General features: G+C 36.4%; 10 protein-coding genes and 1 tRNA gene. 7 read left to right on the top strand and 4 right to left on the bottom strand.

The window, feature by feature from the left end; translation table 11 throughout:
• Positions 1-189: 189 nt before the first annotated feature.
• Complete coding sequence (locus AC07UM_RS21855; protein ID WP_494684951.1) at positions 190-1,413, bottom strand: 3'-5' exonuclease; 1,224 nt, start codon at positions 1,411-1,413, stop codon at positions 190-192.
• Positions 1,414-1,561: 148 nt separating this feature from the next.
• Positions 1,562-3,088, bottom strand: a complete 1,527-nt coding sequence (locus AC07UM_RS21850; RefSeq protein ID WP_494684952.1) for a helicase HerA-like domain-containing protein — start codon at positions 3,086-3,088, stop codon at positions 1,562-1,564.
• Positions 3,089-3,433: 345 nt separating this feature from the next.
• On the opposite strand from AC07UM_RS21850, the gene AC07UM_RS21845 reads away from it, so the two are divergent.
• The 3 genes from AC07UM_RS21845 to AC07UM_RS21835 are packed head-to-tail and all read left to right on the top strand — an operon-like array spanning position 3,434 to position 5,536.
• Positions 3,434-4,843, top strand: coding sequence for an MBL fold metallo-hydrolase (locus AC07UM_RS21845; protein WP_494684953.1), 1,410 nt, complete (start codon positions 3,434-3,436; stop codon positions 4,841-4,843).
• 4 nt (positions 4,844-4,847) lie between these two features.
• Positions 4,848-5,219: a rhodanese-like domain-containing protein gene (locus AC07UM_RS21840; RefSeq protein WP_494684954.1), complete on the top strand. Its 372-nt coding sequence runs from the start codon at positions 4,848-4,850 to the stop codon at positions 5,217-5,219.
• A 17-nt stretch (positions 5,220-5,236) separates the two neighbouring features.
• Positions 5,237-5,536 carry a thioredoxin family protein gene (locus AC07UM_RS21835; RefSeq protein ID WP_236852526.1) on the top strand — a complete coding sequence of 100 codons (300 nt, stop codon included), beginning with the start codon at positions 5,237-5,239 and terminating at the stop codon, positions 5,534-5,536.
• A gap of 52 nt (positions 5,537-5,588) precedes the next feature.
• Here the strand turns inward: AC07UM_RS21835 and AC07UM_RS21830 are convergent, their stop codons facing one another.
• A complete protein-coding gene (locus AC07UM_RS21830) occupies positions 5,589-6,341 on the bottom strand; it encodes a nitrilase-related carbon-nitrogen hydrolase (protein WP_494684955.1) in 753 nt (250 codons plus the stop codon).
• 234 nt (positions 6,342-6,575) lie between these two features.
• Between AC07UM_RS21830 and AC07UM_RS21825 the strand changes: the two genes are divergently transcribed.
• The 4 genes from AC07UM_RS21825 to AC07UM_RS21810 all read left to right on the top strand — a co-directional run bounded on the left by AC07UM_RS21825 (position 6,576) and on the right by AC07UM_RS21810 (position 12,300).
• Positions 6,576-7,016: a DUF6646 family protein gene (locus AC07UM_RS21825; RefSeq protein WP_109739107.1), complete on the top strand. Its 441-nt coding sequence runs from the start codon at positions 6,576-6,578 to the stop codon at positions 7,014-7,016.
• A 106-nt stretch (positions 7,017-7,122) separates the two neighbouring features.
• Positions 7,123-8,613: an RIP metalloprotease RseP gene (gene rseP, locus AC07UM_RS21820; RefSeq protein ID WP_494684956.1), complete on the top strand. Its 1,491-nt coding sequence runs from the start codon at positions 7,123-7,125 to the stop codon at positions 8,611-8,613.
• Between the two features lie 79 nt (positions 8,614-8,692).
• Positions 8,693-8,766 (top strand) — tRNA-Asn (locus tag AC07UM_RS21815).
• Positions 8,767-9,108: 342 nt separating this feature from the next.
• Positions 9,109-12,300: a S41 family peptidase gene (locus AC07UM_RS21810; RefSeq protein ID WP_494684957.1), complete on the top strand. Its 3,192-nt coding sequence runs from the start codon at positions 9,109-9,111 to the stop codon at positions 12,298-12,300.
• A gap of 108 nt (positions 12,301-12,408) precedes the next feature.
• On the opposite strand, the gene AC07UM_RS21805 is transcribed toward AC07UM_RS21810, so the two are convergent.
• Positions 12,409-12,711: a putative quinol monooxygenase gene (locus AC07UM_RS21805; RefSeq protein ID WP_494684958.1), complete on the bottom strand. Its 303-nt coding sequence runs from the start codon at positions 12,709-12,711 to the stop codon at positions 12,409-12,411.
• Positions 12,712-12,742 lie beyond the last annotated feature (31 nt).

Raw genomic sequence — 12,742 nt, 5'->3', positions numbered from 1 at the left:
TTTTTTATGCAAGACAACTCTTTTAAATATTCCAAACCTTAGAGAACTTTACAGTTCCCTTTTTTCCAGTTTTAATTTGTTTAAAATTTTGCATTGCTTCTATTTATTTTTTACAAAAGTACTACTTATTTTTTATTTTAAGAAAATTGATTTGAAAAGCATCTTCTTAATAACGTGTAAATTCCTCTATTATTTCGGCAACGGCAGGGTCTCAAAATCACCACGAAGCAGTGCCAGCTGCAATTCATTATTCAGGTCTGTAGAAGATAATGGAAGATCGATTTTTAACTTAGCCAGCTTGCTTAAGGTCTGAATCTGTGTAAACAATTCATAAAATCCAAAAGAAATCACTTTTCCATTTTCAATGATTAGAAATAATTTTTCGCCCAATTTTCGTCCCAGCCCCAGCCATAATTCGTTTCTTTTCCTGAATTCAATTTGTTGTTTCAGCACGGAAAAATCATTAAATTCTTCCTGAGAACCAATAAACTGAACCGCTTTTGTTCCTTGGGTAAAGGATCTGAATTTTAAAACCGGTTTTTCTGTTTTATTGAGGTTATTTTTTTCAACAATATATTTATTGTTCCTGAAATAAAGCCCAAAAGGCAAAACTTCTTTCTTTTTAATATTCTTAGAGTTCAGAATCAGCTTTGCAATAATATCTGTTCCGGTAAGTTCATAGTTAATCTGCCCAACCTCTTTCTGAATCTGTTCCCATTTTTTTGATTTGGAATTGAAAACTTTTTTAGAAAACTTGTTGATATCCTGAACATAATCTGAGAACATAATACGCCCTACCTCATCCTGAAAATAAACAAACCCTTTATCATTAGGAAGGTCCTGAGTAAGTTCTTTGATCTTGTTGATATAGGTTTTTGCATTAGACTCTTCATGCTGCTCCTGAATAATCTCATTCTCAATATCTTTCGAAATCAGAAGTTTGAAAAGGTCTAACGTCGCTCTTGCATCACCGTCTGCCCTATGATGATTGGTCAAAGGAATCCCAAGTGATTTCACCAGTTTTCCTAATGAATAACTCACCTCATCAGGAATCAGCTTCTTTGCTAAAGGAATGGTGTCTAACGTATTGATTTTAAAGTCATAGCCTAATCTTTTAAATGACTGACGAAGCATTCTGTAATCAAAATCGATATTATGACCTACCAAAGTGGTATTTTGAGTTATTTCAATAACTCTTTTGGCTATTTCATGAAATTTCGGGGCAGTTTTGACCATTTTAGGGGTAATATTGGTCAGTTTCTGTACAAAAGGAGTAATATTTCCTTCAGGATTTACCAAAGATATAAACTGGTCAGTAATTTTCTGACCATCATACCGGTAGATGGCAATATCTATAATGCATTCGTCTCTATAACCTGCACCATTACTTTCTATATCTATAATCGAATACATTGAATGTGTGTTAACTGCTGTTTTTAGTTTATTTGTAAAACCGTGTATTATTCCCCAATAAGATCCGGTTCTATTTTTACTGTTATGTAAAGATAACCTGCTAAAATAACAAAAAATATGTCAAAATATAGCAGGTTATGCTTCAAAATTATCTTCTTCTGCCTCCCAAACCAAACATACCGAGAATTGCTTTTGCTCCTTCTCTCATTAATGTGCTGGTGAAAGTACGGCCCGCTTTACTTTGCAATACCTGTTCAAACATTCCCGGCTCTTCTTTTACCGGTCTTGTTTTTTGTGTCGGAGATGGGTTTTGTGCAGCCTGTTCCATCCTATTGGTTAGCATTTCATAAGCAGATTCTCTGTCTATTGCCTCTTCATACTTTGCAACGAGTGCTGATTTAGAGGTCAGTTCTGAGATTTCCGCCCCACTCAAAACATCCATTCTTGATTCCGGAGAGATCAGGTAAGTATGTACTAATGGTGTCGGTATCCCTTTTTCATCCAAAGCTGTTATAAATGCTTCTCCAATTCCTAAATTCTGGATCAGACTGGAAGCATTGTAATATTCTGTTGTAGGATAGTTTTCTACCGCTTTGTTAATCTCTTTTTTATCTTTTGCCGTAAACCCTCTCAAGGCATGCTGTATCTTCAAACCTAACTGAGAAAGTACATTCTCAGGTACATCACCAGGAATCTGGGTAATAAAATAGATCCCTACTCCTTTCGAACGGATCAGTTTTACCATGGTTTCAATCTGCGAAAGAAGGGCTTTTGATGCTTCATCAAAAATCAGGTGAGCTTCATCGATGAATAATACCAATTTTGGTCTTCCACTGTCTCCTTCTTCCGGAAATGTCATATAAATTTCAGCAAAAAGCGAAAGCATGAATGTAGAGAAAAGCTGTGGCTTATTCTGAATGTCTGATACTCTTAAAATATTGACAACTCCCTTACCGTCTCTTGTTTCCAGTAAATCCTGAACATCAAAGCTTAATTCACCAAAGAAACCTGCAGCGCCCTGCTGTTCTAATGCAACAATAGACCTTAAAATAGTTCCCAAAGAAGCAGAAGCAATAGATCCGTAATTGGCAGCAAGCTCAGCTTTTCCCTGTGCATTATCTGTTACATACTGCAATACCTTCTTCAGGTCATTAAGATCGATCAATGGAAGTCCTTTATCATCACAATATTTGAAGACAATAGACATGATGCTTTGCTGAGTATCATTAAGTTCAAGGATTTTGCTTAGTAAAACAGGTCCAAATTCTGTAACAGTGGCTCTTAATTTCACGCCTTCTCCTCCGGAAATACTCATCAATTCAACCGGAAATCCTTGTGGATTATAAGGAAGCTTTGTTTTAGCATATCTTTCTTCAATGATGGGATTCATCTGTCCTGCTTCAGCAATCCCTGAGAAATCGCCTTTAATATCAAGAACCAATGAGGGAATTCCCGCATGGGAAAGCTGTTCTGCAAATACCTGCAATGTTTTCGTCTTACCTGTTCCTGTAGCTCCGGCAATAAGGCCGTGGCGGTTAATCGTTTTCAGGGGAATTGTTACGTTTACTTCCGTAACGACATCTCCATCCAACATTCCTTTTCCTAATATAATATGTTCTCCTTTTGGAGTATATCTAGCATTTAATTCTTCAATAAATTGTGCTTTGTCTGCCATCTGATTGTTTTTAACTTATAAATATAAAATTTTTTAGAAGATATTTTTAAATATTTTATAATGAACTTTTCTCTATTCTTCAGAAAAATAAATTCAACCCTGCATAAGCAAATTCTAAACCATGACCATTAAATTCCTAGATAATAAGCTCATTCGTATAAAGAGACATGATAAAAAACAGCATTTTTAAATTATCCTTATGTAAGGCATTCTTTTTGCTTAAAAACAAAAAGTATTAAACATTCGTTTAACAAAATATTGAAAGAAACTATCACTGGAATTTAACATTTCATTTAGAATTTATCTAATACTTTGTATCTTTAACTCATTAAAAAAAAGACCCCAATGAAAATTGAACAAATATATACGGGCTGTCTGGCTCAGGGTGCCTATTATATTGTATCAGAAAATGAAGCAGTCATTATAGATCCTTTAAGAGAGGTAAAACCTTACCTGGATCGTCTGGAAAAAGATAATGTCACTTTAAAATATATTTTTGAAACTCACTTCCACGCTGATTTCGTATCGGGACATTTGGATTTAAGCAAGAAAACAGGTGCTCCGATTGTATACGGACCTACTGCTGCTCCGGAATTTGATGCCATTATTGCGGAAGACAATCAGATTTTTGAGATTGGAAAAGTAAAAATAAAGGTACTTCACACTCCGGGACACACAATGGAAAGCAGCACTTACCTTTTAATAGACGAAAATGGTGTTGAAACGGCAATTTTTACCGGTGACACCCTGTTTTTAGGTGATGTCGGAAGACCGGATCTTGCACAAAAAGCAACTAATCTTACTCAGGAGGATCTTGCAGGAATTCTGTACGACAGCCTTCAGAACAAAATCATGCCATTAGCTGACAGCATCACAGTGTATCCTGCTCACGGAGCTGGTTCTGCATGCGGAAAGAATATGCAGAAGGAAACGGTGGATATTTTAGGTAATCAAAAGAAGACGAATTACGCACTTAATCAACCGGATAAAGAATCTTTCATCAGAGAAGTACTTGATGGTTTAACAGCTCCGCCGAAATATTTCGGAATGAATGTAGCGCTAAACAAAGGCGGATATGAAAGCCTGGATGTTGTTATGGACAAAGGTCTACAACCTGTTGCACCGGAAGACTTTGAAGCATTGGCTGAAGAAACAGGAGCATTAATTTTAGATACAAGAGGAGCTGCGGACTTCCATAAAGGATTTGTTCCCAACTCTATCAATATAGGATTGAAAGGTGACTTTGCCCCATGGGTAGGAAACCTTATTGTGGATGTAAAGCATCCTTTATTACTGGTAACAGACGAGGGAACTGAGGAGGAAGTAATTACCAGATTAAGCAGAGTAGGTTTTGACAATGTAGTAGGTTATCTGAAAGGAAGCTTTGAAGCCTGGAAAAATGCAGGTAAAGAAACGGATGAGATCAAAAGAATCACCCCTGCTGAATTTGCTGAACAATTTACAGTAGATGCCACAGTAGTTGATGTCAGAAAACTGACTGAATATTCTGCAGAACATATTGACAATGCCTACAACAAACCATTGGACTCTATCAGTGACTGGGCCCGCACGATGGATGATTCTGAACACTTCTTCCTGCACTGTGCCGGAGGATACAGAAGCATGATCGCAGCAAGCATCCTTAACTCACACGGAATCAGAAACTTTACTGAAATCGAAGGAGGTTTTAACGGAATCAAAAAAACGGAAAAATTTCCCACTTCGGATTTTGTATGTCAATCCAAAACGTCGTAAAGTCATGAAGATTCGGTTTTTTGGACTTGTTTTAGCATTAGCTTTTACGCTAAGTGCCTGTAAAACATCTCATATTACAGAGACGCCCAAAGTCAGCATCACAGAAGTTGTCAACAGTTCTGATGTAACCTTGGTGGATGTCAGAATTCCGGAACAATATGCTGCCGGAACGGCAAAAAACGCCATTAATATTCCATTGGCAGAGATTCAGAACAATATAGAAAGTCTTAAGGGTAAAAAAGTTGTGGTTTTCTGCAACAAAGGAATCCAGGCAGATCAGGCTATGGAAATTTTGAAGAAAAATGGAGTGGAAGCATATGATGGTACAAGCTGGAAAAATGTAAAGGCTATTCAGGACGAAACATCAAAAAAATAAACTAATAAACCCAAAATATGTCACAAAAATTTCAGGAAATCATTGATTCCGAGAGACCTGTATTGATCGACTTTTTCGCAACATGGTGTCAGCCTTGTAAAGTACAGTCTTCGGTATTAAATACAGTAAAGGAAAATATCGGTGAAGAAGCCAGAATCATCAAGGTAGACGTAGACCAGTATCCCGCATTAGCCGCTCAATACGGAGTTCGCGGAGTACCTACGCTGGCTATTTTCAAAAAAGGAGAACTATTATGGAAGGAAAGTGGTGTTCATGATGTGAATACGTTAACGAACCTTCTGCAGCAATATGCATAGCAAAAAGAAAAAAAACAGGCTGAAATTCATTGAATATCAGCCTGTTTTTTATTTATAATTCAATTGAAAAATGATCTCTGTCATTCAAAAACTGAAAGTGTGTTCTAAAATCCTTCAATTCTGCCATATTGAGTTCTGAAGATACAAGATTACCTTTCTTTTCGGAAATTTCTTTTCCATCGGCAAAGAAACAGTGAGAACTTTCCTGATAAAAAAGGTTATTCCCATCAGTTCCAATCCTGTTTAAGCCAAACACAAAAGACAGGTTTTCAATAGCTCGGGCTTTTAACAAATGTTCCCATGCTCCTACCCTTTTCTCAGGCCAGTTGGCCACATACAAAACAGCATCATAATCATCATTATTTCTGGCAAAAACCGGAAACCGGAGATCATAACAGACCTGAAGCAGAAATCGTATTCCTTGGTACTCAACAATAACTCTGTCTTTTCCGGGAGTGTAGACTTTATCTTCTCCTGAAAAGGAAAACAAATGTCTTTTATCATAAAAGACCGTTTCGCCACCGGGTTTTATAAAATACATTCTGTTGTAAAAGTTTCCGTTTTGTTCTACCGGAGCACTTCCACAGAATGCTGCATTTTTTTCTTTTGATATTTTCTTTAGAAACTCCAACGATTCCTCACTTCTGTCCGACACTTCGGAAGCATCCATACAGAAACCTGTTGAAAACATTTCGGGAAGAAGAAACAAATCAGCTTCCACATTCTGAAGTTCGTTTTCTATGCGTTTAAAATTTTCAGCTTTATTTTTCCAGATGATATCTAAATTTAGCCCTGCAACTTTCATCTTTTATTTTTTAAAATTATTTCAAATCTGATTGATAAAATTACAGCTTTTATCATTACAAAAGAAAACTTTCAGGAGAATTAAACAGCAGAAAAATAGAGTCTTTCCCCCAAATACTACGCTGTATTTCTTAATAATTTACTAAAGTCTTCCATTTTTATAATACAGATTCTCTTTCGGTTTCATTTTTGATAGAATTATTTTTTTATTAATATCCTTAAAAATTAAAAATTTATGAAGAAATTGTTTTTTATGGTGATGATTTTCTTTTTTGGAGCAATGGCCAATGCTCAGGCGTGGACAGGAAAAGGAGATCAGAAAGTACAACTGGGGCTGAGCGCCTGGGGATATGGAACCGGAGTAACGGGAACGTATGACTATGGACTCAACAAACTTATTTCAGTAGGAGCTGGAATTAATGGTTATTTTAGCAATTATAAAAACAATGATAAAGACAATCGTGTGTTTGTTTTTGGAAGGCTAAATTTTCATTTACAGGAAGCACTGAATCTGCCTTCAAAATGGGATATTTACCCTGGAGTGGATCTTGGAGTTCTTGGAAAAGACTTCGGAATTGGCGCTCACATCGGAGCCCGCTATTTCTTCACAGAGAAAATTGGGGTGTTTGCAGAGGTAGGTAATAACGGCAGCCTTGGGGTTTCTTTCAATTTATAATCAAAACGTCTCTAAATATGACAAAGCTTCTCGTTTCGAGGAGCTTTTTTATTTGGCATAGTTTTGATAATTGTTACCTTTGCAAATTAAAATCTAAAATTTATTAATGGAAATAGCAATCAAACTTTTTCAGTTCATTCTGAGCATCTCTATACTTGTGCTTCTTCATGAGCTTGGGCATTTTTTACCCGCAATATGGTTCAAGACCAGAGCAGAGAAATTTTTCCTGTTTTTTGATCCTTACTTCTCCATATTCTCCATGAAGAAAATCAACGGAAAATGGCAGTATAAGTTTTTATCAAAGAACCTGCCTGATTCTGAAGTAATAGAGGTAAACGGAAAGAAGGAAGAAGTTCCTATCGATATATCAAAACTTCCGGACAACGACTGGAGAAAGCATCCTGAACAAACCAAGTATGGTATAGGATGGCTTCCTTTCGGAGGATATGTGAAAATTGCAGGAATGGTGGATGAAAGTATGGATACTGCCCAAATGAAAAAACCGGCAGAATCATGGGAATTCAGATCTAAACCGGCTTGGCAGAGATTAATCATTATGCTGGGTGGGGTAACCGTAAACTTTTTCCTTGCATGGCTGATCTACAGTTGTCTATCTTTCTTCAACGGAGAAACATATACAGATATCTCGAAATTCAACAATGGTATTGAGGCCACTTCAGCAGGAAAGAAAATGGGCTTCCAGAATGGTGACAAAATCATCAGCGTAGACGGAAAACCGGCAGAAAGACTTGAAAATACTTCTATCAATATTCTTTTAGGAGATCATGTTACGGTAATGAGAAATGGCCAGGAAGTTACTTTCCCAGTGAATGCTGATGGTGTTGCAGATGTTCTTAAACAGAGAGAAGCAAAACTTTACATCACTCCAAGAGTTTCTATGGTGATTGATTCATTAGCAACTCCTTCTTCTCAGTCTTCAGGATTGGCAAAAGGGGATAAAATTGTAGGAATCAACGGTAAGAAAGCAGCATTCTTCGATGAAGTAAGTACTCTTTTAAGTGAAAATAAAGGAAAAACAGTTTCTGTAGACGTTGAAAGAAACGGAGCTTTGCAGACCTTACCAGCAGTTTCTGTTGATAAAAACGGAAAATTAGGAATCGCTATTGAAACAAAAAGCATTGCAAAAGCTATTGTAACCAATAAAAAATATTCTTTTGGAGAAGCTATTCCAAGAGGGTTTACAAGAACGATTGAAGCGTTAACTACGCAGGTGAAGCAATTCAAAATCATGTTCAACTCTAAAGTTCAGGGGTATAAAAATGTAGGAGGTCCTATTGCCATTGTAAAAAATATGCCTGTGGATAAAGATGCTGACGGAAGCTTTAAGATCAACTGGGTTGCTTTCTGGAGCTTTACAGCGATGTTTTCTATATGGTTGGCATTCCTGAATCTTATTCCTATTCCGGGACTTGATGGTGGACACGTTTTGTTTACATTATATGAAATTATTGTAGGAAAACCAGTACCTCAGAAGGTTTTGGAAAACGCGCAGATGATTGGAGTTATTTTCCTTTTAGGATTGATGTTACTGATCTTCGGAAGTGATATTTTCAAGGTATTTACAGGGAAATTATAATTTTTAAAAATTTTTCTTAAAAATATTTGTAGGGTATAAATATTCGTCCTATATTTGCACCACTAAAAACAAAGGACATTCCTCCTTAGCTCAGTTGGTTAGAGCATCTGACTGTTAATCAGAGGGTCCTTGGTTCGAGCCCAAGAGGAGGAGCAAAAAGACTTACAGAAATGTAAGTCTTTTTTACTTTAATAATCTAATCAATCCTATACAAATAGATCTTTGCCCCTCATATTAGGTTTTTTATGAAGCATTTATCTTATTCACGAAATTATCATCCTTTCCACCTACAACCTTCTTTATTTTAGCATCGGATATACAATCAAACCCATCATTAGTATGGATATGTGTAACGATTTGCCCAATAATCCGACTATTCTTTTTTAAGCGTATTGTATTGAGAAATATTCGCAGTATAATTACGTTTTATAATACTCTACAACCCAAAAAACCATAAAATCAATTATAGTATTGTATAAATAATTCAGTTATACCATGAAGAAAACTATTATTTCGCTATTAACGGCATTTTCTATTATCGGGATTTCGGCACAGGAAAAGTCTTATTTTTTATCCAGTCCATCTTTGAGCCCAGACGGGAAAACAGCTTATTTCGCTTATGACGGTGATATTTGGAAAGCAGATTCTAATGGAGGAAATGCTTCAAGAATTACCGCTCTGGATGGCGAGGAAATCAATCCCCGTCTTTCCCCGGATGGAAAATGGCTTGCATTCAGTTCCAATCAATACGGAAATTATGATGTCTATGTAATGCCTGCCGAAGGGGGAACGATCAAGCAGCTGACCTTCCATACCGGAAGAGATGAAATGGAAAACTGGGGATGGGATAGCAAAACGATTTATTTTACTTCCAGCAGAAATAATAATTTTGGCAGTTTTAAAACAACGATTGAAGGAAAAACACCTCAAAAGCTTTTTAACAATTACTTTAATAATACCAATGGCCTTGTAGAAACTCCGGCTGGAGAATATCTTTTTACAAGTTCTTCAGAAAGTGCTCATCAGGTACAGCGCAAGCGCTATAAAGGAGAAAACAATCCTGACATTCTAGGATATAACCCCAAGAGCAATTCTTTCAAACAGTACACCAACTATGAAGGGAAAGATTTCAACCCAAGTGTCGATAAAAATGGGATTATTTACTTTATTTCAGACGAGAATAATGGTGAATATAATCTTTATAAAATCGAAAATGGTAAGAAAACGGCTTTAACTCAATTTGAAACTTCTATTAAAAAGCCTTTTGTTTCGGCAGATGGATCCAAAGTAATCTTTGAAAAGGACTATCAGCTTTATACTTACGATATAGCCTCCAAAAGTACAAAATCTCTTAATATCAGCCTGAATACCAACAAAACACTGGAAAAAGAACAAAACTTCAATGTAGAAAATAATATTTCCTATTATGATGTTTCCCCAGATGGTAAAAAAATGACTTTTATAAGCCGGGGTATTGTATTTGTCTCGGATATTGAAGGGAAATTCGCACAACAGGTTTCTGATGGAAAAGAGCGTGCCATGGAAGTAAAATGGCTGAAAGACAACCGAACACTGCTTTACAGCCAGACGTACAATGGATATCAAAACTGGTTTACCATTTCTGCAGACGGAAAAGGGCAGCCCAAACAATTAACTCAGGATTTACGCAATAACCGAAGCATCACTCTTAATAGTGATCTTTCAAAAGCAGTTTACTTAAGTGGCCGTGATGAAGTAAGACTTTTGGATTTGAAAACCTTCAACTCTACAACTATTGTAAAGGATGAAATCTGGGCATTCCAAAACTCAAGACCTTCATTTTCGCCTAACAATGAATATGTTTTATTTTCTGCCAAAAGAAACTTTGAACTGGATATTTTTATCTATAACATCAAAAAAGGACAGACATTAAACCTTACCAATACGGGAGTTTCAGAAGAAGATCCTGTTTGGTCACCAAACGGAAAATACATTTATTTTGCCAGCGACAGAACCAACCCGTCATATCCTTTAGGCATGCAAAAGTCTAATATCTACCGCATGGCATTAGACTGGTTTGATGAACCTTTTAAATCTGAAAAATTCGACAATCTTTTCACTGAAGAGAAAAAGGAAACAAAATCTGCAGATAAAGACAAAGACAGCAAGGATAAGAAAGATAAAAAAGAGGAGGACAAGGATAAAGACAAAAAGGAAGAGAAGGAAAAAGAACCTGTAATCAAAGAACTGAAAGTTAATCCTGAAGATACTCTGGAAAGAATCGAACTGGTTACCGACCGATATGGATATCAGGATGATCCTGCCGTTTTCATGGAAGACAAGAAGGAGATTCTATTATTCAATTCTAATCAGGATAATGGAAAAAGACAGCTGTTCAAGAAGGTTTTCACAGATTTTGAACCTGCCAAATCCGAAAAAGTATTTGATAAAGCAGCCTATTATATCACTAAAAATGAGAAAAACCTATTCGCTCTGATAGAGGGTAACGTCTATAAAACAACTCTGGCCGCCTTAAAGCCTGAGAAAATAAATATTCAATATACTTTTGATAAAGATTTGGCTTCTGAATTCACTCAAATGTATGCTGAAGCCTGGACGGGTGTGGAAGAGAATTTCTACGATGAAAAATTCCATGGTATAGACTGGAAAGCTAAAAAGGAGCAATATGCTAAATATGTTCCTTATGTACACAACAGAAATGACCTGCGAATTTTATTAAATGATCTTTTGGGTGAACTTAATTCTTCCCATACCGGATTTTCATCAACCGGAAAAGAAGAAACAAGGTACCTGAACTATTTTACCAACGAAACAGGGGTCATATTTAAAAAAGATCAGCCTTATATTGTAGAAAGTATTGTGAAAAAATCCCCAGCTTACCGCTCTGGTGTTGATATTAAACCTGGTGATCAGCTGACTGCTGTAAATGGGAAAAAGGTTGATCCTAATGAAAACCGTGAATCTTATTTCGCCACTCCAAAGAAGCAGGATGAACTCCTTCTTACTTTCAGCCGTGATGGGAAAGAGGTAACCACCAAGGTACACCCCATTTCCAATGTAGAATTGAAAGGATTGCTTTACGACGACTGGATATTCAACAATCACCAGCGTGTTGACAAGCTGAGCAACAACCGTATTGCATATTCTTGCATGAAAAACATGTCTACTGATGAACTTGACCACTTCCTGCTGGATATGGTAGAGCAGGAAAACAGAAAAGATGCTGTTATTCTTGACTTACGTTATAATACAGGTGGAAATGTTCATGATAAAGTATTGAATTTCCTTTCTCAAAAACCTTATTTACAATGGAAATACCGTGAAGGAAAAATAACAACACAGCCGAACTTTGCTCCTTCCGGAAAGCCTATTGTCCTATTGATCAATGAAGCTTCTTTAAGTGATGCAGAAATGACTGCCGCTGGTTTCAAAGCTTTGAAACTGGGTAAAATTATTGGTCAGGACACGTACCGATGGATTATTTTCACTTCAGCAAAAGGCCTGGTGGACGGTTCTTCTTACAGACTTCCTTCATGGGGAACTTATACTTTGGACGGACAGAATCTGGAAAAGACAGGGGTAAAACCGGATATCTATGTCAAGAATACCTTTATGGACCGCCTTCAGAACAACGACCCTCAATTGGAACGAGCTGTTCAGGAAATACTTAAAGATTTGAAGAAATAAAATTTCAAAACCATAAAAATAAAAAGACTTACATTTCTGTAAGTCTTTTTTGTTTCATTTTAAAAGTATGCACTTTATTAAGCATAGACTTCTTTTGTAAACACCCATTTATTCTTGTGAAATTCTTTCCAGCTCAATTACCTGTATGGGATCGCTCATCAATTCATCCATTCTATCTGCGAAGTTTTTAAAATGTTCGGTTTGGATATGAAATTCAAAAGCTTTATCATCTTTAAATGCCTCCCACATGTAGAAAGTTCCCGGAGATTTTTTATCTTCAAAAAGAATATAATAGATACAGCCGGCTTCATTGCGGGTAGGATCTATCAGTTGTTGTAACGCATTTTTTAGTTCTTCTCTTTTCTCCGGTTTAGATTTCAGCACCGCCACCGACTTAAATTCCTTATTCATTATAGTAAATGTTTTTATGTGATTATGATGT

The organism is Chryseobacterium sp. GW821-FHT04C04 (assembly GCF_059420365.1).
Note: the sequence above shows the minus strand (reverse complement) of the source record. Positions and strands in the feature narration are given on the sequence as shown.

What these genes read in the sequence shown, in the direction of transcription:
- AC07UM_RS21855 (WP_494684951.1), bottom strand. Translation starts at nt 1,413, where the DNA reads ATGTATTCGATTATAGATATAGAAAGTAATGGTGCAGGTTATAGAGAC.
- AC07UM_RS21850 (WP_494684952.1), bottom strand. Translation starts at nt 3,088, where the DNA reads ATGGCAGACAAAGCACAATTTATTGAAGAATTAAATGCTAGATATACT.
- AC07UM_RS21845 (WP_494684953.1), top strand. Translation starts at nt 3,434, where the DNA reads ATGAAAATTGAACAAATATATACGGGCTGTCTGGCTCAGGGTGCCTAT.
- AC07UM_RS21840 (WP_494684954.1), top strand. Translation starts at nt 4,848, where the DNA reads ATGAAGATTCGGTTTTTTGGACTTGTTTTAGCATTAGCTTTTACGCTA.
- AC07UM_RS21835 (WP_236852526.1), top strand. Translation starts at nt 5,237, where the DNA reads ATGTCACAAAAATTTCAGGAAATCATTGATTCCGAGAGACCTGTATTG.
- AC07UM_RS21830 (WP_494684955.1), bottom strand. Translation starts at nt 6,341, where the DNA reads ATGAAAGTTGCAGGGCTAAATTTAGATATCATCTGGAAAAATAAAGCT.
- AC07UM_RS21825 (WP_109739107.1), top strand. Translation starts at nt 6,576, where the DNA reads ATGAAGAAATTGTTTTTTATGGTGATGATTTTCTTTTTTGGAGCAATG.
- rseP (WP_494684956.1), top strand. Translation starts at nt 7,123, where the DNA reads ATGGAAATAGCAATCAAACTTTTTCAGTTCATTCTGAGCATCTCTATA.
- AC07UM_RS21810 (WP_494684957.1), top strand. Translation starts at nt 9,109, where the DNA reads ATGAAGAAAACTATTATTTCGCTATTAACGGCATTTTCTATTATCGGG.
- AC07UM_RS21805 (WP_494684958.1), bottom strand. Translation starts at nt 12,711, where the DNA reads ATGAATAAGGAATTTAAGTCGGTGGCGGTGCTGAAATCTAAACCGGAG.